This window comes from Enterobacter sp. FB, from assembly GCF_000805795.1.
GTDB lineage: Bacteria > Pseudomonadota > Gammaproteobacteria > Enterobacterales > Enterobacteriaceae > Enterobacter > Enterobacter roggenkampii.
Genome location: NZ_JSZC01000013.1, coordinates 1,861,624 through 1,887,647, shown reverse-complemented (window position 1 = coordinate 1,887,647; position 26,024 = coordinate 1,861,624). Strand labels below are relative to the sequence as shown.

Sequence of the window (26,024 nt, the reverse complement as noted above, 5' to 3'; positions counted from 1 at the left end):
CGTCGGGCCGGCTGGCGTAAATGACAAAAAAGGATCAGATTACGCCATCTTGCGGCAGTGAAAGCGCTGGCGGTATTCGCCGGGCGTGAGGTGAAGCTGTTTCTCAAAGATGCGGCGTAAATTAATGCTGGTGCCAAATCCGCTTTGCTCCGCAACGCGCTCAAGGGGATCGCGGGTTTGCTCAAGCAGCTGGCGGGCGGCGGCCAGTCGCGCTTCGGTCACGTAGCGGGCAGGCGAGACCCCGGCCTCGCGGGTAAACACGCGGGTGAAGTTACGCGGGCTCATCGCCGCTTTCTCGGCCAGGTTCTCCACGCACAGATCGGCGGTGAGGTTCTGCAGGATCCAGCTTTGCACTTCGCCTATCGGCCCTGCGGTGCCCGGCTGCTGCAGGCTGTAGCGGCTGAACTGCAGCTGTCCGCCGGGACGTCGCAGGTACATCACCATATCCTGCGCCACGTCGCGGGCGAGGGTAAATCCGTAGTCGTCCTCCACCAGCGCCAGGGTCAGGTCGAATCCGGAACTCACGCCGCCGGAGGTCCAGATGGGGCCATCCTGAATGTACAGCGGGCCGCCTTCGACCTGGATTGACGGGTACTGGGCTTGCAGGGTCTCCAGCAGCCGCCAGTGGGTGGTGGCGCGCCGACCGTCCAGCAAGCCGGTCTGGGCCAACAGCATCGCGCCGCCGCAGATAGAGGCTACCCGCCGGGCGTGCGGCGCTGCGAGGTGCAGCCAGTCCACAACGGCTATGCTCTCCTGCTCGTTCATACCGCGTCCGGTGATGATAATGGTGTCCAGCGGTTCGCGCGGATCCAGCTCCGGCAGGCGATAGTCCGCCAGCAGATTCAGGCCGGACTGGCCGTGGATCACCTGGTGAGGCTGCGTGGTGGCGATGATAATCCGGTAGCGGGGATGCGCCAGCCCTTCCGGATGCAGCTGGTTGGCCTGCATCAGAATGTCGGCGATACCGGCGGCTTCAAACAGCATGCCGCCGTCGGGAACGATAATCAGGATCTTCTTCATGTCCTGAAAAGTACCTTTAATACAGAATAAGTCAAGCGTGCCCTCACTTCACGTTTCTGGCAAAGCAAAGCGATTTAAGTTGTTTGTGATTTCAGGCGTAATCCCCGATCGTCAGGGCTCTGTCTCTGGCGAAACGGCGTCTGAAGGAATGGGTAAACGAAGCTCCCTCTATTTACATCCGCAACAACGCAATCAAATTCACCGCCTCGCGTCGGGTTTCTTATGGCGAAGCGAACTGCCCACCTGGCTGGTAATGTTCACGATTTATGCGGGCTGGTTTGCCACGCTGGCGTTCTGGCAAACGCTCGGCCTGCTGCCCGCCACGCTGCTGCTGATCGGGTTTACCGCCTGGTATATGTCCCTACAGCATGAGCTTATCCACGGGCATCCCACCCGTTTTGCCTGGCTTAACCAGCTGTTCGGCACGCTCCCGCTGGCGGTCTGGTATCCGTATGGCCTCTACCGGGATTCCCATCTGGCCCACCATCGGTACGATAGCCTGACCCATCCGGTGGATGACCCGGAGTCGTACTATTTTACCGAGGCGAGCTGGGCGCGCTTTTCCCCCTGGCAGAAGCGCCTGATCCGGGCCCGAAATACCTTTGCCGGGCGGCTTCTGCTGGCGCCGCTGCTGGATATCGTCCAGACGCTGGGCAGCGCCGGGGCGGCGTTTCGTCATCTTCACCTGCGGGCGATGACGATGTGGCTGGTTCACATCACGCTGCTGGTGGCGCTTTTCGCCTGGATGACGCACGTCGGTTTTTCCCCCGTCTGGTTCGTGCTGGCGGTCAGCTATCCGGCGCTGGCGCTGACCAAGGTGCGATCGTTTTTCGAACATCGCGCGGCGGACGATCCGCTGGCGCGCTCCGTCATTAACGAGGCCGGGCTGTTCTGGCGGATACTGTTTTTAAATCTCAACTACCATTCAGTACACCATGATTTACCGGGCGTGCCGTGGTACGGGCTGAAGGCGATCTACCAGCAAAACCGGGAGGCGTACCGGGAGCGAAACCGCGGTTTTCTCGTCAGGGGCTACGGTGAATGGCTGCGCCAGTTCTGGGCCAGGCCCGTCGACGTCACCGTTCACCCCGGAAAACAACAGGAGGAGGGATATGAGTAACCTGCTGGCGTTTCCCATGTATGCGGTGGATCGCGCCGACACCCGCGCGCTCTGGCTGGCGGTAAAGGGGCTGCTTGCCGCTCGCGGTGTGCCCGTCGATGATGTCCCCGACGGACCGGAGTCCGATCTGCTCACCCACTGGCAACAGCCCGGGCTTATCCTCAGCCAGGCCTGCGGTTATCCGCTCGTCACGCTGCTTCCGGACGTGCAGGTCGTCGGCTGTTTTCACTACGCGGCCCCGGGCTGCGAAGGGAGCCACTACCGCAGCTTTCTGGTGGTGCGCGAGGAGGATCGGCACCTCACGCTGGCGGATTTTCGCGGCCGACGGGCGGTCTGTAACACTGCGGACTCGCAGTCCGGCTACAATGCGCTGCGAAAAAAAGTGGCGTCTCTGGTGGCTCAGGAGCCGTTTTTCGCGCAAACGTTCTTTAGCGGCAGCCATCGCCAGTCGCTGATTGATGTCAAACGCGGGGCAGGGGATATCGCGGCCATCGACTGTGTCACCTGGGCACTGCTGCAGCGTCACGAACCGGAAAGCCTGACGGGTCTGGCGGTCATTGACCGTACCCCGCTGACGCCGGGGCTGCCGCTCATTACCTCGCCCCGCACCTCGCCTGAGACCCTGAACGCCCTTCGCGATGCGCTCCACGCGCTGGTGAGTTCGCCGGAGCACCGGGCCGTTTGCGACGCGGTGCTGATCCGCGGTTTTAGCGTGGTGACGCGTCAGGCCTACGCCTCATTGCTGGCGTGATAGATCTCCTGCGCGTCGGTAAAACAGCGCAGCGCCAGCGAGGAGACGGGTTTCTGTCGGCGCATAATCAGGCCGACAGGAGCCTCAATGTTGGCGTCGGCGATGGGGACAATCCTGAAATGACCGTTCAGATCTTCCAGCCCGTTGTTCAGCGGCATCACGGCGCAGCATACGCCGCTTTGCACCGCCTGAATGATCTGGAACGTGGAGTCGCTCTCGAAAACGGACCTCGGTTCAATGCCAGCAGACTTAAAGCTGGCCTCCATATGCGCCCGGTAATGCATCCCTTTGGTCAGGAACCCCAGCGGAAAATCCGTCAGATTGCGCCAGGTCAATGTCTCCTGGCCGAGCTGGAAATGGCGGACGTCGTGCAGCAGGCCCATCTTCGTTTTGGGAAGCTGGATAATATCGAACAGGCTGGCGTCGATGCTGTTGAGATAGCAAATCCCCAGCTCAAGCTGATTGCGGCTGACGCCGTCGGCAATCTGCGCGGAGGACATGGAATAGAGGCTGTAGGTCAGCTCCGGGTATTTTTCCGTCAGCAGGCGAATAAAGATCATCGGATCCACGCTCGCCAGCGGCACCATCCCCAGACGAAGTTCGCCCACCACCTGACCTTTGCACAGCGCGGCTTCCGCCTGTAGCCCGTCATGTGCAGCCAGCAGCGCGCGGGCCCACGCGAGGATGCGTTCACCCTCCGGCGTAAACCCTTCAAAGCGCTGCCCGCGCACAATCAGTACCAGCCCGAGCTCCTCTTCCAGGCTGCGGATGCGCATGGAAAGAGTCGGCTGGGTGATGTTGCACTGCGAGGCCGCCTTGCCAAAATGGCGGGTCTCGTCGAGCGCGATTAAATATTTTAACTGTTTAATATCCATCTTTTTCTCTGCGCGATCGGCTTACAGCATGCGGATCTCTTTTGAGCGCAGGGTGATGCGAACCGGAACGGATTTATACGACGGCGTACCGCTGTCCTTATCCAGATAATCAAGCGGTACCAGCACGTTGGCCTCCGGATAATAGGCCCCGACGGTCCCCGGCGCGATGTTGTACGCCACCACGGTAATGTCTTCCAGACGCTGTCCGTTGCCGGGCAGGGCGGTTTCGATATCCACGCGGTCGCCGTGTTCCAGCCCTGACTGCGCCATATCCTCTTCGTTCATAAACAGCACGTCGCGGCGGCCAAACACGCCGCGGTAGCGGTCGTCCAGCGCGTAAATGGTGGTGTTGTACTGGTCGTGGCTGCGCAGCGTGATCAGGCGCAGGACGTGCTCACCTTCACCGCTGGCGTTCTCGTGTACGCCGACGAAGACCGAGAACATCGCTTTTCCCGTCGCCGTTGGCCAGAGACGTTGCGTTGGCGGCAGCGGCATACGGAAGCCGCCGGGAACGCGGATCCGCGCGTTGTAGTTCTCAAACCCCGGAATGGTCTGCTCGATCAGATCGCGGATACGATCGTAATCCTCAACCAGCGTCATCCAGTCCACGCGGGTATCCGGCAGGGTGGCTTTCGCCATGCCCGCGACGATAGCGGGTTCTGACCGAAGCAACGGGGAGGCGGGTTTTAGCTTGCCGGATGAGGCATGGACCATCGACATCGAGTCTTCAACGGTAATGGACTGGCGGCCGGTGGCCTGAACATCCAGCTCGGTACGGCCAAGACATGGGAAAATAAAGGTCTCTTTGCCCACCAGCAGATGGGTACGGTTGAGCTTGGTGCCGACGTGGACGCTCAAATCCAGGGATCCCATCGCCGGAAAGCCGCGTTCATGATCGGGCATCGCCACCGCAAAATTACCGCCGAGGCAGATGAGCGCCTTCGCGCGGCCGTCGATCATCGCCTGGGTGGCCTGCACCGCGTCATGGCCGTGGTGAGACGGTGGCTCAAAGCCGAAAACCTCCTTCAGACGGTTCAGGAAGGCCGGCGTGGGTTTCTCGCTAATCCCGACGGTACGGTTCCCCTGCACGTTTGAGTGGCCGCGCAGCGGGCATATTCCCGCGCCGGGCTTGCCGATATTCCCGCGCATCAGCAGCAGGTCCGCAATCAGGCGGACGTTGGCCGTCCCTTTATTATGCTGGGTAATGCCCATCCCGTAAGTAATGATGGTGGCATTCGATTTCGCATAGGCCTCGGCCACCTTTTTGAGCGCCGCCTGGCTGAGACCCGACTCGCGTTCGATCTCGTCCCAGCGGGTTTGCGCGATATCGGCGGCAAAGTCCTCAAAGCCCTGAGTATGTTCGACAATAAACGCGCGATCGAGCACGTCACCGCGTGCGGCCTCCATTTCCAGCAGGTGTTTGGCAATCCCTTTCAGCGCGGCGGCATCACCTCCGGCCTTCACCTGGAAATAGGTCGAAGCGATATCCGTGGAGCCGTAGGTCGCCATTTCAATCACGCTTTGCGGGTCCGCAAAACGTTCCAGCGCGCGCTCGCGCAGCGGGTTAAAGACGATAATCGGCACGTTGCGACGGGCCAGCTCATGGAGGGTCCCCATCATTCGCGGATGGTTCGTACCGGGGTTATGGCCGATGGAGATCACCAGCTCCGTCTTGTCGAAATCGTCCAGCGAGACGGTCCCTTTCCCGATGCCAATCGAACGGGGCAAACCGACGCTGGTGGCCTCGTGACACATATTTGAGCAGTCGGGGAAGTTGTTGGTGCCGTATTCGCGGGCGAACAGCTGGAACAGATACGCCGCTTCGTTAGAGGCGCGTCCGGAGGTATAGAACTCGACCTGGTCCGGTTCGAGCCCGCGCAGTACTTCGCCGATGCGTTGAAACGCCTCGTCCCAGTCGACGGGGCGGAAGGTGTCGCTCGCACGGTCATAGCGCAGGGGATGCGTCAGCCGCCCGTAGCCTTCCAGCTCAAAGTCCGATTTTGCCAGCAGCGAGGAGACGCTGTTTTCCGCCAGAAACGCGGGGGTGACGCGTTTGCTGGTCGCTTCCCAGGTCACCGCTTTGGCGCCGTTCTCGCAGAACTGGAACGTCGATTTGTGTTCTTTATCAGGCCACGCGCAGCCCGGGCAGTCAAAGCCGTCAGGCTGGTTGGTGCGCAGCAGCGTCGCCGGGGCGTCAAAGGTATCCATTTGGGTGCGTACCGCAATGGCCGTCGCTTTCAATGCGCCCCAGCCGCCGGCAGGGCCGTCATAGTGTCTGATGCCTGGCACCGAGCGTCTTTTCTTGTTCATACCCACTCCTGATTTGTTCGATCACACAACGCCTGAGCCAATAAATCACTGACGAGAGCAATAGGTGAAAGCAATGACGACCGGATGGCAACGCACATACGGAACGGGAAAATGCCTTAACGCAAACTCTTTTTATTACAGTAATTTATCTGGACTGGTGTTTAAATATTTAAAGAAATTATAACGAATATTGATCATTTTAATAATAAATCTTATCTATCGTCCGGTAGGCGAGATAGATGGCAGTGAGCAGGAAAGTATGTAGCGCCAGTAAAATATCGAATGAAGCTGTTGCGCTGGAGATATCGCCACGATTCGCGGCTGGCGGGCTGCCGGAGGCATTTTTCATTTGAGGAAATGACAGGAAGGTTTACTCAGGCTTAATGAATAATAGATATAAGGTATACCTGGCAGTGGAATTATTACGGCCTAAATATACGCTTTTTTTGTGGCATGAAATTAACATTTTTCTGCATAAGTGAAATATTCTCACCCAGGCGATGAAGCGTCTTCAATATTAAAGATACCCTGTTAGTGCAACAAATAATTCATCAGGGATATATTCCTTTGACATCAAAAAAACGCGAATTCTACTAATTATGGTAGTGGCGATAATAGCGTGATTGCGTTAATGAAAGTGGTTCTCTTTTGTGTTTTTTAATAGATAAAACATGATGTTATGTAGTTTTGTGGTGGGGGAATAAGAAAGGGTGGGCCATATCGTTTTTTATCATAGGATTAATCCTATAATTTTCCGACTGCTTCATTTACCAACAGTTACGCGGCGGTAAATATTGAATTGATACGAAGCTCATGTAAACTTGTTTACCGTTTGTCAAAATATGTCAGGAAGACACTGGGCCTTATTCTGAAAGGCTCGTGCGGTAGCTATGCCCTTAAAGTAGTAACGCCCTGAAAATATCCTGGCTATTTTAACAATAGCACTTAAGTCAAACTTCATCCCCTTATCTCCATCATCGAAATATCGCTACGGAAAAGCATATGAAAATGCGCGTACTGTTTTCACTTCTGTTTGTAATGGCGGTGGCGGGCTGTAAAGCACCGCAGAAACCTGTGATTAACGACGATACGATCGAGACCAGCCAGGTCAACGGCGTCACCTTAACCCACCGTCACGCTGTGACGCCGCCGACGGAGTTCACGCCGGTTAACGAGCCGTATCGTGCCATGTATCCGGCCTCTCTGATGAGCCGTCCTGACTTCGGCGGTAAAGTTATCCGCACTCTTGATACCGGAAAAACGTACGTGGTGCTGGGTCAGGTTGAACACTACTGGATGGCGCTTGCCGATGAAGGTAACGAGCAGCTGATTGGTTACGTTCCGATGCGCGCCGTTATCAAGGCCGACCAGTACGATGCCGCCGTGCGTAAACAGGCCATTCGCCATAAGACGCGTAAAAAAGCGACCTGTGTCGATGTCGACGGCAACAGCAAAGCCTGCAAAGACAGCGCTAACGGTACCTGGATCCTGAACTAAACGGCTTTCATGAGCGCATTTTTATGAATAATAAAAATTTTCATAGGCTGTGGTTATTCTTTTACGCGATGATTTTCGCGCTGATCGGTGGTTGTTCGTCGTCTTCACACAGCGACCCCTCCCGCTACAATCTGCAGTTTCAGGCTCATCCACAAATCAATGAATCTGCGCCGCTTAAGGTTCGGGTGCTGTTGCTGAAATCCGATGCGGATTTCATGTCCAGCGACTTCTACTCCCTGCAGAACAACGCGTCAGCCACGCTTGGCGCGAATCTGCTGAACAGCGATGTGTTCTTCCTGATGCCGGGACAGCTGTCAAAAACTCTCAGCGGGCAAAGCTCGCCGGAGGCTCGCTACATCGGCGTGATGGCGGAGTACCAGGTGCTGGATGGCAAAAAATGGCGCGTTTCACTCCCTCTGCCCGTGCCTGGCGAAAATCATATCTACCAGTTCTGGAAATGGTCCGCCGATGAACTTCAGGCCAACGTTTTTCTCGACGTGAACGGCATTCGGGTCATCAGCCAGTAACGCGCTTCTAAACAGGAAACACATCATCATGACGAAAGCAGAAAAGGTCGTCTGGACCGAAGGCATGTTCCTGCGTCCACACCATTTTCAGCGGACTGAAAGCTATCTGCTCAACCATGTTCGTGAATGGGGCGCGCTGCAGCGATCGTATCTCTGGGGCTTTCTCGACGTTGAACTGGATGAAGCGATGCTTCGTCAGGGATGCATTGCCCTGAGCTACTGCAGTGGGCTGCTGCCGGACGGCACCTTTTTCCAGGTGCGCAACGGGCGCAACGGTCCTGTACCGCTGAAAATTCCTGACAATCTCACCAACGAAAAGGTGGTGCTCGCACTGCCGGTTCGTCGTGGCGAGAGAGAAGAGGTGATTTTCAGCGAAGAGCCAGCCTCGCTGGCGCGCTTTATCGCGTTCGAGCAGGAGGTGGAGGACGATAACGCCATGTCGGTGGGGGATGCTACCGTCCAGTTTGGCCGCCTGCGTCTGACCCTGATGCTCGAAAAAGACCTCACGGCGGAGTGGACCGCCATCGGCGTGGCGTTTGTGACTGAGAAGCGTAACGACAACCACGTGCGGCTCGACAACAGCTACATCCCGCCGATGCTCAATGCCAATAACAGCCCGCAGATCTACAGCATGATCAACGATCTGCACGGCTTACTGGTGCAGCGCAGCCAGCAGATTGGCGGCCGTTTGCGCCAGCCCGGCCGCTTTAACACCTCTGAAATGATCGAGTTTACGCTGCTGTCGCTGGTTAACCGTCATCTGGGCGAGGTGTCTCATTTAAAAACCCTCCCGCTGCTGCACCCGGAAACCCTCTGGCGCAGCTGGCTGCCGTTTGCCACCGAGCTCGCCACCTGGACGTCGCAGCGTACCGCCGAAAGCGTGCAGCCGATTTACGATCATGACGATCTGGCGAACTGCTTCAGCAAGCTGATGCTGATGCTGCGTCAGGGGCTGTCGCTGGTGATGGAAGACCACGCTATCCAGCTGCCGCTTAACGAGCGCTCTCACGGCCTCAACATCGCCACGGTGCCTGAAACCAGCATGGTGCGTGAGTTCGGCTTCGTGCTGGCGGTCAAAGCCAACGTGCCGGGCGAACACCTGCAAACCCATTTCCCGGCGCAGATGAAGGTCGCACCGGTGTCGAAAATCCGCGATCTGGTTCAGCTTCAGCTGCCGGGCATTATGCTGCGCGCCATGCCGGTTGCACCGCCGCAGATCCCGTGGCATGCCGGCTACAGCTACTTTGAACTCGAAAAGGGCAGCGAGCTGTGGCACGAGATGGATAAGTCCGGCGCATTCGCCCTGCACCTTGCGGGGGAGTTCCCGGGGCTGGATATGGAGTTTTGGGCCATCCGTAGCCCGACAGAATAATAAAGCGAGCGCTTAATATGCAGGAACGACAGGATACCGGCAGCGATGCCGCGTTCACCGGGGCCAGTAGCAACAATCAGCTGGTGGCGGCCGCCAATCCGCTGCTCAATGCGATTCCGCAGATCCGTCATTCGGTATCGCACGACGATCAGGTGGCGTTACGCCAGCGCCTGATCGATGAAATTCGCCGTTTCGAAGTCCGCTGTCAGCAGGCGGGGCTGCCCTACGAAGTGATCGTCGGGGCACGCTACTGCCTCTGTACGGCGCTTGATGAAGCCGCCGCGCTCACCCCCTGGGGCAGCAGCGGGGTCTGGTCGAGCAACGGCCTGCTGGTGACGTTCCATAACGAAACCTGGGGCGGCGAGAAGTTCTTCCAGCTGCTGGCGCGCCTGTCGCAAAATCCGCGCGAGCACATTCTGCTGCTGGAGATGATCAACTACTGCCTGCTGCTCGGCTTCGAAGGACGCTATCGGGTGCTGGACAATGGCCGCACCCAGCTTGAGACCATCAAGCAGCGGCTGTGGCAGATGATCCGCGGCGTGCGCGGCAGCTATCCGGCGCCGCTTTCTCCCCATCCGGAAGATCGCCCGGTGCTGCGCAAGCTCTGGCGGCCGATGGTTCCTCTCTGGGCCTGCGTGGCGCTGGCCGGGTTTATCGCCTGTCTGTTTTATATCGTGCTCAACTGGCGTCTTGGCGACAGCACCAACCCGGTGCTGGCGAAGATTTACCAGTCCCAGCTTCCGGAAACCACTATTCAGCAACCGGCGCGTCAGCTTCCGGCAGTGCTGAACCTGCGCGGCTTCCTGAAACCGGAGATCGAGGCTGGCCTCGTCGCGGTGAAAGACGAAGCGGATCGCAGCGTGGTTATCCTGAAAGGCGACGGGCTGTTTGCCTCTGCCTCGACCGTCGTGCGCGACCGCTATGAACCGGTCATCCACCGCATCGCGCAGGCAATGAATAACGTGAGCGGCAAAATTCTGGTGGTGGGCTACAGCGACAACGTGCCGATCCGCAGCGCGCGCTTTGCCTCTAACTATGAACTCTCTCTGGAACGCGCCCGCTCGGTACAGAAAATGCTGCAGGGAAGCCTCTCACAGCCTGGCCGCGTGAAAGCGGAAGGGCGGGGAGAGATTAACCCGGTGGCGCCGAACACGACGCCTGAAAACCGCGCCCGTAACCGCCGTGTGGAAATTACTCTGCTGGTGTCGCCTGAAAATACCCAGGCCGAGCTGAACGGATTGCCGCAAGGAAACTAAGGAATGCTGACGACTCTTCTTTCCATACTGACTAACCGCATTCTGTGGAGCTTCCTCGGCGTCACGGCGCTGGCGGCGGTGATCTGGATGATTGGCCCGCTGTTGTCCATCGTGGACACCCGGCCGCTTGAATCTGAACAGAACCGCATCATCAGTATCGCCGTGGTCTATCTGCTGTGGGCGCAGGGCCACATTCTGCCGCGTCTTTATAACGCCTGGCTGAACCGCAAGCTGATGGACAAGCTCAATGAGAACACCACCAGCCCGGAAGCGGCGGATCCGCAGAAGCGACTGAACAACGAGGAGCAGATCCTCGCCAGCCGTTTTGATGAAGCCGCGCAGATGCTGAAAAAAGCGCACTTCAGCAAGGCGGGGCAGGGCGCTCAGTGGACGCAGCGCTTCAGCACGCAATACCTCTATCAGCTGCCGTGGTACGTCATTATCGGCGCGCCGGGTTCCGGTAAAACCACGGCGCTGGTCAACTCCGGGCTGCAGTTCCCGCTGGCCGACCGCTTCGGTAAGACCGCCCTGCGCGGCATTGGCGGCACGCGTAACTGCGACTGGTGGTTTACCAACGAGGCCGTGCTGCTGGACACCGCGGGTCGCTATACCACCCAGGAGAGCGAGCAGGTGCAGGACGCCGGGGAATGGCTGCAGTTCATGGGGTTACTGCGCAAGTATCGCCGCCGCCAGCCGATCAACGGTGTGATCGTCACCATCAGCATTTCTGACCTGCTCACCCAGTCAGCCGAGGCGTCTCGCCAGCAGGCGGTGAACCTGCGTCAGCGTCTGTCCGAGCTGCATGAACAGCTGGGGATTCGCTTCCCGGTCTACGTGATGGTGACCAAGGCCGACCTGCTCAAAGGCTTCCGCGCCTGGTTTGCCGACTACGATAAAGCGCAGCGCGACCAGATTTGGGGCTTCACGCTGCCGTGGGAACAAACCAAACACGCCGATTACGACCTGATGGGCAACTTCCAGCAGGAGTTTTCTCTGCTGCAGCAGCGCCTCGACGCCGGGCTGCCGGAAACCATGCTCAAAGAGCATGACGCGAAGACCCGCGCCGAAGCGTATCTTTTCCCGCAGGAGTTCGCCGCGCTGCGTCCGCTGCTGGCGGATTACCTCAGCACGGTCTTCGCCCGCTCGAACTTCGAAACCGAGTTCTCTCCGCGCGGGATCTACTTCGCCAGCGGGACGCAGGAAGGCATGCCGTTCGACCGCGTGATGGGCGAACTGAACCGCGCGCTGTCGCTGCCGGAAGGGGCAGAGAGCGATAACTGGGATTCGGTCAGCAAAGAATCGCCAATCCCGGGCGCAAAAGGCCAGAGTTTCTTCATCAAGAACCTGCTGCAAAACGTCATCTTCCAGGAAGCCGGGATCGCCGGAGAAAACCGCTGGTGGGAGCTGCGCAACCGGGCCGTGATCTGGTCTGGCTATGCGGCGCTGCTGGCCCTGCTGGTGATCCTGGGTGGACTGTGGCTCACCAGCTATGCCAAAAACAAGGCCTACCTGGAAGAAGTGGATGCGAAGGTTCCGCTGCTCGACCAGCAGAGCAAGGCCTTACAGAACCAGACCCAGCGTGACCTGTTCGAACTGCTGCCGCTGCTGAATAGCCTGGTGGATCTGCCGAAAAGCGACGCGTTTGACGTGAACGATCCGCCGGTCTCCCGCCGTATGGGGCTTTATCGCGGGGATGACGTCAGCGACGCCTCTCAGTCCCTGTATCAGAAAGCGCTGGATCAGATGCTGCTCCCTGCCGTCGCCATGCACATCACCACCTGGCTTCGCAACGACAACGGCAGCGATGTGGAATACAGCTACGAAGCGCTGAAAGCCTATCAGATGCTCTATCAGCCGAAGCACTACGACGGCAAATTCCTGCATTCGTGGGTAATGCTCAACCTGCAGCGTAACCTGCCGCAGAACGTCACGAAGGCGCAGCTGCAGCAGCTTGAATGGCACCTGACGCAGCTGCTGGAGCCGAAAATTCAGGCCTCGCCGTACGCGCAGGACGAGTCCCTGGTGGCGCGCGAAAGAGCGATGATCGGCCAGCAGCCGCTTTCAACCCGCGTCTACGGCCGCCTGAAGCGCCTGCTGGAACATGACGACAACCTGAAGCCGGTCTCCCTTTCCGACCTGGGCGGACCGCAGAGCGAGCTGGTATTTTCCCGCAAAAGCGGCAAGCCGGTGAGCGAAGGCGTTCCGGGTCTGTATACGCCGGACGGCTACTGGAAAAGCTTTAACGGCCAGATTGACAGCGTTACCACCGCCCTGCACGAGGACGACGCCTGGGTGCTGGGGGCCGCCACGGCGCAGGAAGATAAACAGCAGATCGATAACGCCGTGCGCCAGCTCTATATGCGCGACTTTATCGCTAACTGGGATCGCTTTCTCGCTGACATTCAGCTGAATAACAGCGCCGACCTTTCCCAGCGCATCAACACCGCGCGCCTGCTTTCCGGCGCCAACTCGCCGCTGCGCCGCCTGGTGCAGAACCTGAGCCAGGTCCTGACGCTCTCCCGCGATACGCCAGCGCCGGAAGATGCGGGTAAAGCGCAGGCGCAAAGCAGCCGCGCCACCCGCACGCTGGAAGCGCTGTTCAGCAATAATGACAACGCGCCAACGCAGGCCGCCGCGGTTACCCAGGCGCCGGAGCAGCTGGTGACCGACCATTACGCGCCGATGATTGAGCTGGCTCAGCCGCTGGAGAAGGGCGGGAAGACCATCGTGTTTGACGATTTTCTCAAGCAGGTGGATGAGCTGTATCGCTACCTGACCGCCGTGCAGGATGCTGCCAACAGCGGCATGCCGGCGCCGGGCGGGGAGGCGATCAGCCGCCTGCAGGCCAGCGCCGGTCGTCTGCCGGGCGGGCTGCAAACCATGTTCAGCAACATGGCGGTAGGCGCCAGCAGCGATACCCAGCGTCGTGACCTGGAAAACGTTCGTAAGCGCATTAACGTTGAAGTGGGTGGTTTCTGCCGTCAGGCAATTGCCGGTCGCTACCCGCTGGTGCGCAGCGCCAGCACCGAGGTGACGCCGGACGATCTCGCGCGCATGTTTGCGCCGGGGACCGGGCTGATGGATACCTTCTTTCGCGATAACCTGACCAGCAAAGTGGACACCACCCAGGCCAACTGGCGCTTTATGCCGGGCATTGACGGGAAAACGCTGCCGGGAAGTGAAGGGCTGCTGAGACCGTTCCAGCAGGCCCAGTCGATTCGCGACGCCTTCTTTGCTAACGGCGCAACCACGCCGTCTTTCAAGGTGACGGTTCGCACCGTGCGAATGGATAACACCATTCTGAACCTGACCCTGGACGTTGACGGTCAGCTGCTGCGCTACAGCCACGGGCCGCAGGCGGTGCAGATCATGAACTGGCCGGGGCCGGGCGGCACCAACCAGGTCCGCATGCAGCTGGGTCTGGCGAACGGCAGCACGGCGACGCTGGTGACCAACGGTTCCTGGGCGCTGAACCGCTTTTTCGATAAAGCGACCACCAGCCCGGGCACGGGTAGCCTGAGCCGTCAGGCCACCTTCAACGTCGACGGACATCAGGTCACGCTGGAGTTTGCGCCGAACAGCATTCGTAACCCGTTCCAGCTTCCTCGTTTCTCATGCCCATAACCGCAAGGACAGCCGTATGACGAATACCCCTGCGATGAACCGCTACAGCTGGTATGGCAAGTTACCCAGCGCCGGAGATTTTTTGCAGCGCCGCTTTCCTGACACCTTACAGCGCCAGTGGTCGCACTGGTTCCAGGTCGGTCTGCTGGCCTGGCAGCAGGAAGAGCAGCGCAGCGGCGAGCGCCCGTTTCAGAAAGCACCCGTCTGGAATTTTGTGGTACCGCCCATGCTGGGCAGCCAGATGATCCAGATGGGCTGTCTGCTGCCCGGGCGCGACAGCGTCGGCCGACAATACCCGGTTTGCATTCAGCTGAGCTTCGCCCCGTCAGAGTGGTCGACCAGCCTGCTCAGCCAGGCCGAAAGCTGGTATCAGCAGATTGGACGCCTGGGGCTGCACGCGGTGCGCAACAGTTTTTCCGCCTCGCAGCTCGACGAGATGCTGATGTCCATTCCGGCGCCGCAGCCGGTCGAGCCGCAAAAGCGCTCCGACATCCTGGATGTGATTGGCTACGACGAGGACGGCCAGAGCACGCTGGGCTGGCCTCAGGCGGCAGAGTGCTTTGACCCGCTGCGTCAGACCAGCTACTGGTGGACCAACCGCTGCGACGGATACCCGCTCTACACCCACGTGCACAGCGGTAACTTTACCGGGCAGCTTTTCACCCTGCTGTTCGATCCGGCAGGGGGCGCCCGTCCGGGCCGTCACGGTCTCTATCCGCCTATGTTTGAATAAGCAGGGATCTCATGAATATCGAAGAATTTCTCGCGCCCATAAGCCCTGACAACCCCTGCGGCGAAAACCTGGAGTACGACGCTGACTTCCAGGCGATGAACCAGGCAAGCCTTGGGAAAGCGGAACAGCAGTTTGGCGACACCATCATCCCGGCGGAGCCTGCTGACTGGAACACGGTCGAAAAATACGCCACCAGCCTGCTGACCCGCACCAAAGATCTTCGCGTCCTGCTGGCGTTAACCCATGCCTGGACCCGCCATCGCGGGCTGGCAGGCTACGCGGACGGATTACTGCTGGTGCAGGAGGCGATCGCCCGCTACTGGGAGCCGCTCTATCCGCTGCTGGAAGAGTATGGCGAAACCGACCCGTTCTACCGCATCAACGCTCTCGCCGGGCTGAGTGATAAATCCGACCTGACGGTCGCGGTACGCAACGCCTCGCTGCTGCGTTCAAACGGCGATGAAATTTCGCTGCGGGATGCCCAGGCGCTGCTGGACGGCAGTAAAACCGAATGCCCGGACTATCCCGGCGGGCGCCCGCGGCTGATTGACGAGCTGGCTCGCGGCGACCAGCCGGGGACCGCCGCGGTCATCGTCATTAACGAACGTCTGCTGGCCATTCGCGAGCTGCTCATCGGGCATCTCGGTGAAAGCGGCGTACCTGAGATGGAGCAGCTGCTGAAAACCGTGGGGCTGGTGGCCAGCGCCTGTCAGGTGACCGACATCAGCAAGCTGCTGCCGAACCGTGATGCGCAGGCTGAACCCCAGGCTGAGCAGCAGCCGACGGCTACGCAGCCCGTTCAGCCGGTGACCGACTGGCGCAGCGTGCAGGTCACCAGCCGCGCCGACGCCCAGCTGATGCTGGAAAAAGCGAAGCAGTATTTTGCGCAGTACGAACCGAGCCACCCCGCACCGCTGATGATTGAACGGGTGCAGCGGCTGTCAGAACTTAACTTTATGGACATTATTCGCGACCTGGCGCCAGACGGCGTTAACCAACTGGAAAACATCTTTGGGCGCCGCGAATAGCGCGTCCAGGCATTATGACGTCAGGCATGGAGCCTGGCGTTTCACCTTCACCGCGCATCTTTGATGGAGAACATCATGGCAATGAGTAACAGTGGGCAGAAATTCATCGCACGTAACCGTGCCCCCCGCGTGCAGATCGAGTATGACGTAGAGATCTACGGTGCAGAACGTAAAATTCAGCTGCCGTTTGTGATGGGCGTTATGGCCGATCTGGTCGGCAAACCGGTGGAAAACCTGCCGGCCGTCGACGAGCGTAAATTCCTCGAAATTGACATCGACAACTTTGACGAACGCATGAAGGCGCTGAAGCCGCGTGTGGCGTTCCAGGTGGATAACACCCTGACCGGCGAAGGTAAGCTCAACGTGGATCTGACCTTCGACAGCATGGACGACTTCCTGCCGGACGCGGTGGCCCGCAAGGTTGAGCCGCTGAACAAGCTGCTGGAAGCGCGTACCCAGCTCTCCAACCTGCTGACCTATATGGACGGTAAAAACGGTGCGGAAGAGCTGATCGCAAAAATTCTGCAGGATCCGACGCTGCTCAAATCCCTGAGCCAGTTGCCGAAAAATGACGAAAGTGCGAAAGGTAGCGAGGAATAATCGATGAGCAACCAGACTCAACAACACGAGCAGCAGGCGGGTCAGGCGTTCAGCCAGGATGAATTCAGCGCGCTGCTGAACAAAGAGTTCCGCCCGAAAACCGACCAGGCGCGTTCCGCCGTCGAAAGCGCGGTCAAAACCCTGGCGCAGCAGGCGCTGGAAAATACCGTCACCTTCTCGAACGATACCTACCGCACCATTCAGAACCTGATTGCGGGTATCGATGAGCAGCTGTCGCAGCAGGTGAACCAGATCATTCACCACGAAGAGTTTCAGAAGCTGGAGAGCGCCTGGCGCGGTCTGAGCTACCTGGTGAACAACACTGAAACCGACGAGATGCTGAAGATCCGCTTTATGAGCATCTCCAAGCAGGAGCTGGGCCGCACCCTGAAGCGCTACAAGGGCGTGGGCTGGGACCAGAGCCCGATCTTCAAGAAAATTTACGAGCAGGAGTACGGTCAGTTCGGCGGCGAGCCGTTTGGCTGCATCGTCGGCGACTACTACTTCGACCACAGCCCGCAGGACGTTGAGCTGCTGGGCGAAATGGCGCGCATCGGTTCTGCGGCACACTGTCCGTTTATTACCGGTACCGCACCGGGCGTGATGCAGATGGAGTCCTGGCAGGAGCTGGCCAACCCGCGCGACCTGACCAAGATCTTCCAGAACACCGAATACGCCGCCTGGCGTTCACTGCGTGAATCCGAAGATGCCCGCTATCTGGGCCTGGTGATGCCGCGCTTCCTGTCGCGCCTGCCGTACGGCATTCGCACCAACCCGGTGGACAGCTTTGACTTTGAAGAGCAGACCGACGGCGCGAACCACAACAGCTACTCCTGGGCGAACGCGGCCTATGCGATGGCAGCCAACATCAACCGCTCCTTCAAAGAGTACGGCTGGTGCACCTCGATTCGCGGCGTGGAGTCCGGCGGGGCGGTGGAAAACCTGCCGTGCCACACCTTCCCGAGCGATGACGGCGGCGTGGACATGAAGTGCCCGACCGAGATCGCTATCAGCGATCGTCGTGAAGCCGAGCTGGCGAAAAACGGCTTTATGCCGCTGGTTCACCGCAAAAACTCCGACTTTGCTGCCTTCATCGGCGCGCAGTCCCTGCAAAAACCGGCCGAGTACCACGACCCGGATGCCACCGCCAACGCGCGTCTGGCCTCTCGCCTGCCGTACCTGTTCGCCTGCTGCCGTTTTGCCCACTACCTGAAGTGCATCGTGCGCGACAAAATCGGCTCCTTCCGCGAGCGCGAAGAGATGGAGCGCTGGCTGAACGACTGGGTCATGAACTACGTCGACGGTGACCCGGCGAACTCCTCCCAGGAGACCAAGTCCCGCAAACCGCTGGCGGCTGCGGAAGTGCAGGTGCAGGAGATTGAGGACAACCCGGGCTACTACGCCGCGAAGTTCTTCCTGCGTCCGCACTACCAGCTGGAAGGTCTGACCGTTTCTCTGCGTCTGGTATCTAAACTGCCGTCGCTGAAGACGAAAGACGCGTGATGATGAGTGCCGGCCCTGGAGGGCCGGCAAAGTAAACTACATTGGCAAAATTCATCTAGAAAGCCATCGACATTCATGAACCTCAGGAGGAATCAACTTTGGGAACGAGTTCACCAAAAGAAATTGCAGATGGCATGCTGAAAATTTTTGATACGCGTAAACAAAGTGGCCCAGAAATTTTCGCTCGCAGCGCGGTCGATGGTTTTATGTCAATTCCAGAAGACTTATGGATGTTAACAAAAGATTTTCTGGATACAGACCATCGGTGGCGAAATGAAACAGATAAAATTAGATTGTTAACTTTAATAAAAAAAGGGCTTACATCAGAAGATGTGCGTCGGTTAATCAATACAGTGGTCAAACGATATCTGTCTGGTTTATCTGAAGAACAATCTAAGGAACTCCTCCTAAAAGTCGGTGGGTCGCAAGTAGGTGGTATAGCCTTTAAAATGGTTTTCGTAAATGAATTAATTACGCTATTCGTTTCAAAAATTGTGCCGCGATTTCTTGTTTCTGCAGGGCTTACTGGTGTATTAAGTGTGGGGGCTTCAATTTCTCGCTCAGTTTATGCCTCATACGATCTATTAAAATTAAACAAAAATGTTTACTATGAGTTGCGTAGTGCGGGCGATTTAGATTTGTTATATTTTCTCGTTGAAGATAATGTTAAGCCATTTATTGAAGCTATAAATTTCCAACAGAGTCATGGTGCCATAGATAAAGAGATTTTTAGTCAGTTTTTAGCAGGAGCTACTCGTGTTTGAAAGAGCATCAAAGTACGTTATAGTCTATCTCATGCTTATTGTTTCATTTATGCTTTTTTTCTCAACTCTTGGCTATTATATTTTTGTTTTTGATTGGTCGGTAACCATCTTGGAAATAACGATAAATGCCGCTCTATTAATCATTCTCTTAGTTGCATCTATCGCTATTTACTATTTTGCGGAAAAATTAAAATCAAGGCTTTAATTTGCGCAAAAATCTTAGCGAGAAGTAAAATGCTAAAAGTATGACCAGCAGGAAAAGTAATTTTCCAAAAAGTAAACCTGCAGAAGTTGTAGTGGCTTTTTCTAATGAAAATACATACCAGGCGGACTGAAAAAGATCTACAGTTGTGAAAATTGCGATAATTAAAAATACAATGGTAAGTATTAATAACAATATTTTCTTCATGTTATGTTGCCTTTGATGAATGATAGACGATTGAAAATATTCTAGATGATACAGTGAATGATTGTCTAGCGCTTAGTTACCATGAAGTGTAACTAACAAAATTTAGGGTGGTTGCAATTGCAGGCACTCTGAAGAGTCTGTACGAAGTACGAATTCGTCAGGCTAGAGGCAGAGGTAAAATATGGACGGTTTTATTCAGCCCCATGCTTTCCTGTTTGCCATATAAGTGCTTTTTCGAAAGCAATAATTTTCATCCACGAAGAGTAGATATTATGGCTATTGATATGTTTCTGAAGGTCGAGGGTGTTACGGGCGAATCTAAAGATTCTAACCACACCGGCTGGACTGATATTACCTCCTTCTCCTGGGGCGCTTCCCAGCCTGGTAATATGAGCGTTGGCGGTGGCGGCGGTGCCGGTAAAGTTAACTTTAACGATCTGCACGTTAATGCCTTGATCGACAAATCCACTACAGCAATCCTGAAACACTGCGCCAGCGGTAAACACCTGACTAAGGTTGAGCTGTCCGTGTGTAAAGCGGGCGGCCAGCAGGTGGAATATTCCCGCATTACGCTGGAAGATGTGCTGGTGACCTCTGTTCAGTACACCGGTGCTGACAACGGCGACACCGTTGGTGTGACCTACGCATTCCAGGCTGCGAAAGTGAAACAGCAGTACTGGGAGCAGACCACTTCTGGTGGTAAAGGTGCTGAAAGTAGCGCTGGCTGGAACATCAAAGAGAACAAAGAAGCGTAATTGCGCATGTGGCCGGGGAATTTTCCCCGGTCTTTATCAGCGTCAAGAACCCTTGGTATCGGCGGGCATGGTTATAAAAAAGTTATTCGGTGTGTTTGCAGTCACGTTAATGGCGAACGCCTGTGTGTCTCATCCTGCACAATATCAGCCACTTTCGGTTACGCTAAAGAACAACGAGCCCTGCTTTGCTATACCTGCTAACTCTGGGGTAGACGCGCCTGTCACCAGTCATTCACCCACCATAATGAAACGCGCGGGAAATGAATGGAAGGCGATATCGCCGCCGTCAACGTTTAGCCCTGAGGTGACGTTAACGACCCAACAATGTCATCAGTGGACGGGGATTACGTGGCAAGCGGGAGAATATGATATTGCTCTGAAAGTGTCAGGGAAAAACGGTTCTATTCGTTATGCGGCTCGTTTCATTTTAGAAGAAGGTCCCTCAGGCCAGTTTAAGTTATTCCTACCAACGCAACTTTCTGGAGCCTGAAATGAAACGTTTATTGCTGCTTGTATTGGTTTTAAATGCCTCCGTTGCTTGTTCCCAAACACTTCCTGATGTGAGTGCTTTTTCTCAGCAACAAATCTTTGAAAACTGGGTGCAAAATCGATGCATCAGTAAGATTGCGGACAGTAAAAGTCTCAAAGATGATGCAGAGGCCAGTGCGGCCGCATGGCTGGAAGCAAGCAATCTCCCTGCTGAGAATTTTGAAAAAGCTGACAAGGTGATTGTTTCTTTACTGAAAGAGAAAGTAGGTGGTACCGAACCGGGTCAATATCAGGTTTTAAAGTGCAGCTTAATCGCCAACAGCGACGCGATTCGTCCGCTCAAAACCGCAAAATAGAACCAATGGAATCGCCCCCAAACGCCGCCGTTCTCGCTCCGAGAGCGGCAGCGTTTGAGCGCTAATCATACCAGCAGGAATACGCCATGCGATTCACGATTATTTCTACGAAACCCGGTCATCAGCCGCCGCAAAGCAGCTGTGATTTTTACGCCCCGGGCGGCACCATTGGGCGCGGTACGGATAACAATCTGGTATTGCCGGACAATGACCGCACCATCTCTCGTCTGCAGGCCATTGTTCACGTTGACGCTCAGGGCGAATGCCGCGTCACCAACCGCGGCAGCGTTACCCGCGTGGTATTAAATGACATTCCGCTGGAGCGAGGACGTCAGGTTGAACTGCAGGATGGCGACATTCTCGGCATTGATGACTACCGCATTGAAGTGACCGAGCTTATCCACGATACGCAGCCGGTAAGCCGCATGGCGGCCAGCCTGCACCAGCAGGCGCGTCCGACCGTGGCTCCTGCGCCTGCGCAGCAGCCGAAACCGGCGAGTGCCGCACCCCGTGGGAAAGCCGAGCCGACCGCCGTGCCAACGGAGATCTGGGATAGCCTGATGCAGGAGTTTTCCATCTCCGACAGCATCTCCAGCAACCGTACAAAACCGCAGCCTGCGGCATCGCACGATCCGTTCTCCCAGCCTGCGGCCCCGGAGCGTAACGCCGAAGATCCGCTGGCGATGTTCAACGACAGCGATCCCACGCTCGAACGTAAGCATGTCGATCCGGACTCGCTGTTCAGCGACGAAGCGCTGTTTAAAAAAGAGAGCATTTTTGACGACGTTACGCCTTCCACGCTGGTGCCACCGGTTGAGACCCAGCCAGCCCCGAACGAAGAGGGGACGGATGAGCTCGATCCGCTGGCCCTGTTTGGCGGTAAGTCCAGCGCGCCAGCCGCGCGTAATGACGACCCGCTCGGGCTGATGGGCGGCGCGCCGTTAACCCATCCGGATGACGTGATTAACGAGAAGCCAGCCCCCGTGCCGGAACCTGAGCAGGAAGAGGACGCGCTGGCCGATTCTCCGCTGTTCGCCCCTGAGCCGCAGGAAGAACCGCGTGCTGAAGAGGAACCCGCGCGACCGGATTACGCTGGCTTCACCATGCCGACGCCACAGGCCGTTGCGCGCAGCAGCGCTCAGGCACCGAAGGGCCGCCTGCGCATCGATCCGGTCAATAACGCCGCCGCCCCAACCGCCACGGCAAACAGCGGTGAGAAGGGCGAAGTGCTGCAGGGCGAGCTGCTGGAGGCGCTGCTGGAGGGGATGGGGCTCAGCGAAATGCAGCCCGTCCCGCAGTTTGACCGTGAAAATATGCGTCAGCTGGGGCAGATCCTCGGCATGTTCTCCCAGGGGACCGTGGCGCTGCTCTCCTCGCGCTCCATTCTCAAGCGCGGCGTAAAAGCCGACATGACCATGGTGCTGGACGATGCCAACAACCCGTTCAAGCTGTTGCCGACCGGCAAAACCGTGTTAATCCAGATGTTCGGCACCCCGATGCCGGGCTTTATGCCGCCGACCAAATCCGTGCGCGACGCGCTGATCGACCTGCAGGCGCACCAGCTGGGCATGATCTCCGGCATCCGCGCCATTATTGCCGCGATGCTGCAGTCCTTTAACCCGGAACAGCTGGAAGAGCAGGCGAAGCAGAACGGCATGACCTCGCGTCTGGCGCTGCCGGGCAGCCGCAAAGCCGCCCTGTGGGACTACTTTGTTCGCAGCTATGGCGAGACGGCGGGCGAGATTGAGGACGACTTCCACACCCTGTTCGGCGAGGCCTTCCTTCATGCGTATGACATGGAGGTCAATCAGTACAAAGACTCACAGAGCGGATCGGAAGACAAATGAATATCGCAACGGCTTCTCTCTCCCGCCAGGGGACGCGCGCCAGCAACCAGGATCAGACGGGAGAAACCATTGGGGAACGTTCAGCCTGCTTTGTCGTCTGCGACGGCATCGCGGGGCTGCCGGGCGGCGAAGTGGCCGCCGCGCTGGCCCGCAACAGCATTATCTCCCGCTTTGATGGCGACAAACATCTTAATGCGCAGCATATTCGCGACTACGTGCAGACGGCGAATCGCACTATTCTCAGCGAACAGCAGGCCGTTCAGGACTATCGCCGGATGGGCACGACGCTGGTTAGCCTGTTCATTGACCGTGATTACGGGCTGGCCTACTGGGCCCATGCCGGAGACAGCCGCCTGTACCTGTTCCGCCGGGGATGGCTGTGGCATGTGACCACCGACCACAGCCTGGTGCAGCAGATGAAAGATGCCGGGCACCAGACCGACAACCTGAACAGCAATCTGCTCTATCTGGCGCTGGGAATTGAAAACGGCGGGCCGGAAGCGAGCTACAGCGACGTGGTGCAGGTTGAAGACGGCGATGCCTTTTTACTCTGCACCGACGGGTTCTGGCACGGCGTCAGCGAAGAGCAAATGAAGCAGTCGCTGCATATGGTGAATACGCCGCAGGAGTGGCTGACCTTAATGAACCAAATCATTCAAAAGAATGGCGAACAGGAGGGGAATGCCCAGGATAACTATACTGCCCTGGCGGTATGGATGGGCAACCCTCAGGACACCACTTTGCTGCACACCCTCTCTGACGCAGCACAATTTCTTCCCTGCGGAACTGATTAGACACACAAGGAACGATATGAAACTTTGGCTATCGGGTTTGGCACTTCTGGCGGCGACCTCCACCGCGCAGGCTGAAAATTTCCGCATCGTGCAGTCTCCTGCGCAGAAGCTGGATATCTGGATCGACAACATCAAAGACAACACGCCGCAGAGCTGGTGTAAGCCTGAGGTGGCGCTGCGCATTGTGGCGAACGGCAAGAAAGACGTCTCCGTGCTGGAGAACTTTGTGCCGCGTCTTGGCGCACTGCTGGAACACCAGTGCAGCAAAGTCAATAAACTCAGCTGGACGCTCAACGATCCGGCGGGTACCACGCTGGCGCAGGGCACGGCTGGCAAAGCGCAGGACTGGGCGCTGGTGGTGAAACAGGAGCAGGCCGCGCCTGCTGCGACCGTCACCGCCACCCCAGCCAGCGGCGCGTTACTGCCGCCCGATCAGAACGTGGCTTCCCGTACCGTTGCCGCCGACCGTACGCCGTGGCAGGAGTTTACCCTGCAGGACGGCTGCCACCTGCGCACCTTCTGGGAAGGGGGCGCCTCTGCACCGGCGCTCTTCATTCCGGATTCTGACACCACCCGCTGCGGCAACGGCAGCTGGCTGAGCGGACACACCGTTGTGTCGCAGTCCCGCAACGGCGGGCAGAAAGAGATGGCGGTAACGTACATTCATGGCTTCCCGGTAACCGGGCTGAATCAAAGCGCCGACCCGGAAAACGCGCTGATCACCTCCGTCAACAAAGAGCGCATGGTATTCAGCACCCCAAACAGCGACCAGAGCTGGATGATCCTGCCTTACGACAGCACCCTGAACAGCTGGAAGAGCAACGGCACCGTCGCGGTGGAGATCTCCCGTGAAACCGCCAGCGACGATGCAAAACTGCAGGCGCGTATCGCGGCGGTGAAAAAAACCTGGAGCGCCTGGGTGGCACCCGGCACCCCGCTGAATATCGTTCTGATTGACACCCTGCGTCCTCAGCTGCGCGATCCGGCCGTCGGCGCATGGCGCGCGGCAAATTAAGGAATGGCAATGAATACGCTCTATCAACACCTGGCGGGTGAGTCGCTTAACGATGCGCTCGCGCGTCTGGAAGCAGAAATCAAAGCCCGTCCGGCGGATGCCGACCTCCGCGCCGCGTTCGTGCAGTTTTTAACCCTGAGCGGCAACTGGACGCGTGCCCTGACCCAGCTGAAAAGCTGGCTGGCGCTGAAGCCGCAGGCGAAACCCACCGTCACGCTGCTGGAGCAGTCCATTCAGGGCGAGCTGCAGCGAGCGCAGGTGATGGCGGGACAGGCGCGTCCGGCCATGCCTGAAACCCAGTGGCCGTGGCTAACCACCCTTGCGGCGGCGCTGAGCGAGGAGGGCGAGCGCGCGCAGGCGCTGCGTCTGGAAGCCCTTGAGCAGGCGCAGGCAAATCCTGGTAGTGTCACCCTTGAAAACGAGGAGACGCAGGCCTTTGACTGGCTGATGGACGGCGATGCCCGTCTCGGCCCGGTGTGCGAAACCATCGTCAACGGCCGCTATTTCTGGCTGCCGTTTAACGCTATCGCGGAGATCCGTTTCCAGGCGCCTGCCAGCGTGACCGATCTGGTCTGGCGTCACGCGCTGGTGCGCCTGACGGACGGGACGGAGCAGGTGTGCCAGATCCCGGCGCGTTACCCGTTTGCGGCCGATGCCTCTGACGCGGTCAAACTGGGGCGGACCACCGACTGGCACCCGCTCGATACTGACGGCACGCTGTATGAAGGCCAGGGCCAGAAGGCCTGGCTGAGCGAGCAAAGCGAAAGCCCGCTGCTGTCCTTAAGCCTCGTGACGTTTGCGACGGATGGAGCCGATGAGTAATCCCGCTGGCGAAGGCGATCTGCTGCGCAGCGGCTGGCAAGCCCGCAGCAGGCAGGAGAAGGTGGGGGCGCGCGACAAAATGCAGCCCTCGCTGCTCGATCGCCTCACTGATAACGACCCGGAAAAAAAGCGTGAGTCGGCCAACAGCAATTTGATCACCCACGCCGCCCTGCGCCGCAATGTGCTGCGCGATTTGCAGTGGCTGTTTAATACCATCAACCACGATGCCTCCGGCGATTTAAGCGCGCTACCGCACGTGAGCCGCTCGGTGGTTAACTTCGGCGTCGCGCCCCTGGCCGGGAAAAGAATGTCGGACATCGAATGGCACGACATTCAGCGCAAGCTCACCGAGGCCATCATCAATTTTGAACCACGCATTTTGCCGCAGGGGCTGCAGGTCCGCTGCGTGTCGGATACCTCCTCGCTGGATCTGCACAACGTGCTCTCCATCGAGATCAAAGGGCGTTTATGGTGCGTGCCGTACCCGCTGGAGTTTCTTTTTCGCACCGATGTCGATCTGGAAAACGGCCATTTTGAACTGAAAGATGCGGGGTAAT

23 protein-coding genes are annotated in these 26,024 nt (G+C 57.8%); 20 read left to right on the top strand and 3 right to left on the bottom strand.

Going from position 1 to position 26,024, the window contains the following annotated elements:
* Positions 1-39: 39 nt before the first annotated feature.
* The gene (locus tag PI91_RS15945; protein ID WP_039266584.1) at positions 40-1,020 is read right to left on the bottom strand and encodes a GlxA family transcriptional regulator; all 981 of its coding nucleotides are present in this window, start codon (positions 1,018-1,020) and stop codon (positions 40-42) included.
* Positions 1,021-1,168: 148 nt separating this feature from the next.
* Between PI91_RS15945 and PI91_RS15940 the strand changes: the two genes are divergently transcribed.
* Positions 1,169-2,140 carry a fatty acid desaturase gene (locus PI91_RS15940; RefSeq protein ID WP_032638010.1) on the top strand — a complete coding sequence of 324 codons (972 nt, stop codon included), beginning with the start codon at positions 1,169-1,171 and terminating at the stop codon, positions 2,138-2,140.
* Positions 2,133-2,891: a phosphate/phosphite/phosphonate ABC transporter substrate-binding protein gene (locus PI91_RS15935; RefSeq protein ID WP_039266583.1), complete on the top strand. Its 759-nt coding sequence runs from the start codon at positions 2,133-2,135 to the stop codon at positions 2,889-2,891. Before PI91_RS15940 ends, PI91_RS15935 begins: the two co-directional genes overlap by 8 nt.
* On the opposite strand, the gene PI91_RS15930 is transcribed toward PI91_RS15935, so the two are convergent.
* Positions 2,870-3,766, bottom strand: coding sequence for a LysR family transcriptional regulator (locus tag PI91_RS15930; RefSeq protein WP_023344392.1), 897 nt, complete (start codon positions 3,764-3,766; stop codon positions 2,870-2,872). The two genes, PI91_RS15935 and PI91_RS15930, sit on opposite strands and share 22 nt — an antisense overlap.
* A 21-nt stretch (positions 3,767-3,787) precedes the next feature.
* Entirely contained in the window at positions 3,788-6,076 is a 2,289-nt protein-coding gene (locus PI91_RS15925) for an FdhF/YdeP family oxidoreductase (protein WP_039266582.1), read from the bottom strand.
* Between the two features lie 1,002 nt (positions 6,077-7,078).
* On the opposite strand from PI91_RS15925, the gene PI91_RS15920 reads away from it, so the two are divergent.
* The 18 genes from PI91_RS15920 to tssE all read left to right on the top strand — a co-directional run bounded on the left by PI91_RS15920 (position 7,079) and on the right by tssE (position 26,023).
* Complete coding sequence (locus PI91_RS15920) at positions 7,079-7,573, top strand: hypothetical protein (protein ID WP_039266581.1); 495 nt, start codon at positions 7,079-7,081, stop codon at positions 7,571-7,573.
* Positions 7,574-7,596: 23 nt separating this feature from the next.
* Positions 7,597-8,100, top strand: a complete 504-nt coding sequence (gene tssJ, locus PI91_RS15915; protein ID WP_023344389.1) for a type VI secretion system lipoprotein TssJ — start codon at positions 7,597-7,599, stop codon at positions 8,098-8,100.
* A 28-nt stretch (positions 8,101-8,128) separates the two neighbouring features.
* Complete coding sequence (gene tssK, locus PI91_RS15910; protein ID WP_039266580.1) at positions 8,129-9,472, top strand: type VI secretion system baseplate subunit TssK; 1,344 nt, start codon at positions 8,129-8,131, stop codon at positions 9,470-9,472.
* A 17-nt stretch (positions 9,473-9,489) separates the two neighbouring features.
* Entirely contained in the window at positions 9,490-10,728 is a 1,239-nt protein-coding gene (locus PI91_RS15905; RefSeq protein ID WP_008502648.1) for a DotU family type VI secretion system protein, read from the top strand.
* A gap of 3 nt (positions 10,729-10,731) precedes the next feature.
* The gene (tssM, locus tag PI91_RS15900) at positions 10,732-14,352 is read left to right on the top strand and encodes a type VI secretion system membrane subunit TssM (RefSeq protein WP_039266579.1); all 3,621 of its coding nucleotides are present in this window, start codon (positions 10,732-10,734) and stop codon (positions 14,350-14,352) included.
* 16 nt (positions 14,353-14,368) lie between these two features.
* Complete coding sequence (gene tagF / locus PI91_RS15895) at positions 14,369-15,085, top strand: type VI secretion system-associated protein TagF (protein ID WP_008502646.1); 717 nt, start codon at positions 14,369-14,371, stop codon at positions 15,083-15,085.
* Between the two features lie 11 nt (positions 15,086-15,096).
* The gene (gene tssA, locus PI91_RS15890) at positions 15,097-16,113 is read left to right on the top strand and encodes a type VI secretion system protein TssA (RefSeq protein WP_039266578.1); all 1,017 of its coding nucleotides are present in this window, start codon (positions 15,097-15,099) and stop codon (positions 16,111-16,113) included.
* 75 nt (positions 16,114-16,188) lie between these two features.
* The gene (gene tssB / locus PI91_RS15885) at positions 16,189-16,713 is read left to right on the top strand and encodes a type VI secretion system contractile sheath small subunit (RefSeq protein WP_008502644.1); all 525 of its coding nucleotides are present in this window, start codon (positions 16,189-16,191) and stop codon (positions 16,711-16,713) included.
* 3 nt (positions 16,714-16,716) lie between these two features.
* The gene (gene tssC / locus PI91_RS15880; protein WP_021240385.1) at positions 16,717-18,216 is read left to right on the top strand and encodes a type VI secretion system contractile sheath large subunit; all 1,500 of its coding nucleotides are present in this window, start codon (positions 16,717-16,719) and stop codon (positions 18,214-18,216) included.
* A gap of 98 nt (positions 18,217-18,314) precedes the next feature.
* Positions 18,315-18,980: a hypothetical protein gene (locus PI91_RS15875; protein ID WP_232764417.1), complete on the top strand. Its 666-nt coding sequence runs from the start codon at positions 18,315-18,317 to the stop codon at positions 18,978-18,980.
* A gap of 681 nt (positions 18,981-19,661) precedes the next feature.
* Entirely contained in the window at positions 19,662-20,144 is a 483-nt protein-coding gene (locus PI91_RS15860; protein ID WP_008502640.1) for a type VI secretion system tube protein Hcp, read from the top strand.
* A gap of 67 nt (positions 20,145-20,211) precedes the next feature.
* Complete coding sequence (locus tag PI91_RS24840) at positions 20,212-20,634, top strand: putative T6SS immunity periplasmic lipoprotein (protein WP_071580364.1); 423 nt, start codon at positions 20,212-20,214, stop codon at positions 20,632-20,634.
* Between the two features lies 1 nt (position 20,635).
* Complete coding sequence (locus tag PI91_RS15855; RefSeq protein ID WP_025913120.1) at positions 20,636-20,989, top strand: T6SS amidase immunity protein Tai4 family protein; 354 nt, start codon at positions 20,636-20,638, stop codon at positions 20,987-20,989.
* 86 nt (positions 20,990-21,075) lie between these two features.
* Entirely contained in the window at positions 21,076-22,836 is a 1,761-nt protein-coding gene (gene tagH, locus PI91_RS15850) for a type VI secretion system-associated FHA domain protein TagH (protein ID WP_021240379.1), read from the top strand.
* Positions 22,833-23,630 carry a PP2C family serine/threonine-protein phosphatase gene (locus tag PI91_RS15845; protein ID WP_008502637.1) on the top strand — a complete coding sequence of 266 codons (798 nt, stop codon included), beginning with the start codon at positions 22,833-22,835 and terminating at the stop codon, positions 23,628-23,630. Before tagH ends, PI91_RS15845 begins: the two co-directional genes overlap by 4 nt.
* A 16-nt stretch (positions 23,631-23,646) precedes the next feature.
* A complete protein-coding gene (locus tag PI91_RS15840) occupies positions 23,647-24,645 on the top strand; it encodes a hypothetical protein (protein ID WP_008502636.1) in 999 nt (332 codons plus the stop codon).
* A gap of 9 nt (positions 24,646-24,654) precedes the next feature.
* A complete protein-coding gene (locus PI91_RS15835; RefSeq protein ID WP_039266575.1) occupies positions 24,655-25,467 on the top strand; it encodes a type VI secretion system accessory protein TagJ in 813 nt (270 codons plus the stop codon).
* On the top strand, positions 25,460-26,023 hold the full coding sequence (gene tssE / locus PI91_RS15830; RefSeq protein WP_008502634.1) for a type VI secretion system baseplate subunit TssE: 564 nt from the start codon (positions 25,460-25,462) through the stop codon (positions 26,021-26,023). The genes PI91_RS15835 and tssE overlap by 8 nt, the downstream gene beginning before the upstream one ends.
* Position 26,024 lies beyond the last annotated feature (1 nt).

Bases quoted from the DNA above. Each gene is read 5' to 3' on its own strand.
- tagF (WP_008502646.1), top strand. From the start codon at position 14,369: ATGACGAATACCCCTGCGATGAACCGCTACAGCTGGTATGGCAAGTTA.
- tssJ (WP_023344389.1), top strand. From the start codon at position 7,597: ATGAATAATAAAAATTTTCATAGGCTGTGGTTATTCTTTTACGCGATG.
- PI91_RS15835 (WP_039266575.1), top strand. From the start codon at position 24,655: ATGAATACGCTCTATCAACACCTGGCGGGTGAGTCGCTTAACGATGCG.
- PI91_RS24840 (WP_071580364.1), top strand. From the start codon at position 20,212: ATGGTTATAAAAAAGTTATTCGGTGTGTTTGCAGTCACGTTAATGGCG.
- tssK (WP_039266580.1), top strand. From the start codon at position 8,129: ATGACGAAAGCAGAAAAGGTCGTCTGGACCGAAGGCATGTTCCTGCGT.
- tssA (WP_039266578.1), top strand. From the start codon at position 15,097: ATGAATATCGAAGAATTTCTCGCGCCCATAAGCCCTGACAACCCCTGC.
- PI91_RS15860 (WP_008502640.1), top strand. From the start codon at position 19,662: ATGGCTATTGATATGTTTCTGAAGGTCGAGGGTGTTACGGGCGAATCT.
- PI91_RS15905 (WP_008502648.1), top strand. From the start codon at position 9,490: ATGCAGGAACGACAGGATACCGGCAGCGATGCCGCGTTCACCGGGGCC.
- tagH (WP_021240379.1), top strand. From the start codon at position 21,076: ATGCGATTCACGATTATTTCTACGAAACCCGGTCATCAGCCGCCGCAA.
- PI91_RS15925 (WP_039266582.1), bottom strand. From the start codon at position 6,076: ATGAACAAGAAAAGACGCTCGGTGCCAGGCATCAGACACTATGACGGC.
- tssM (WP_039266579.1), top strand. From the start codon at position 10,732: ATGCTGACGACTCTTCTTTCCATACTGACTAACCGCATTCTGTGGAGC.
- PI91_RS15940 (WP_032638010.1), top strand. From the start codon at position 1,169: ATGGGTAAACGAAGCTCCCTCTATTTACATCCGCAACAACGCAATCAA.
- PI91_RS15840 (WP_008502636.1), top strand. From the start codon at position 23,647: ATGAAACTTTGGCTATCGGGTTTGGCACTTCTGGCGGCGACCTCCACC.
- PI91_RS15920 (WP_039266581.1), top strand. From the start codon at position 7,079: ATGAAAATGCGCGTACTGTTTTCACTTCTGTTTGTAATGGCGGTGGCG.
- tssC (WP_021240385.1), top strand. From the start codon at position 16,717: ATGAGCAACCAGACTCAACAACACGAGCAGCAGGCGGGTCAGGCGTTC.
- tssB (WP_008502644.1), top strand. From the start codon at position 16,189: ATGGCAATGAGTAACAGTGGGCAGAAATTCATCGCACGTAACCGTGCC.
- PI91_RS15855 (WP_025913120.1), top strand. From the start codon at position 20,636: ATGAAACGTTTATTGCTGCTTGTATTGGTTTTAAATGCCTCCGTTGCT.
- PI91_RS15930 (WP_023344392.1), bottom strand. From the start codon at position 3,766: ATGGATATTAAACAGTTAAAATATTTAATCGCGCTCGACGAGACCCGC.
- tssE (WP_008502634.1), top strand. From the start codon at position 25,460: ATGAGTAATCCCGCTGGCGAAGGCGATCTGCTGCGCAGCGGCTGGCAA.
- PI91_RS15945 (WP_039266584.1), bottom strand. From the start codon at position 1,020: ATGAAGAAGATCCTGATTATCGTTCCCGACGGCGGCATGCTGTTTGAA.
- PI91_RS15845 (WP_008502637.1), top strand. From the start codon at position 22,833: ATGAATATCGCAACGGCTTCTCTCTCCCGCCAGGGGACGCGCGCCAGC.
- PI91_RS15935 (WP_039266583.1), top strand. From the start codon at position 2,133: ATGAGTAACCTGCTGGCGTTTCCCATGTATGCGGTGGATCGCGCCGAC.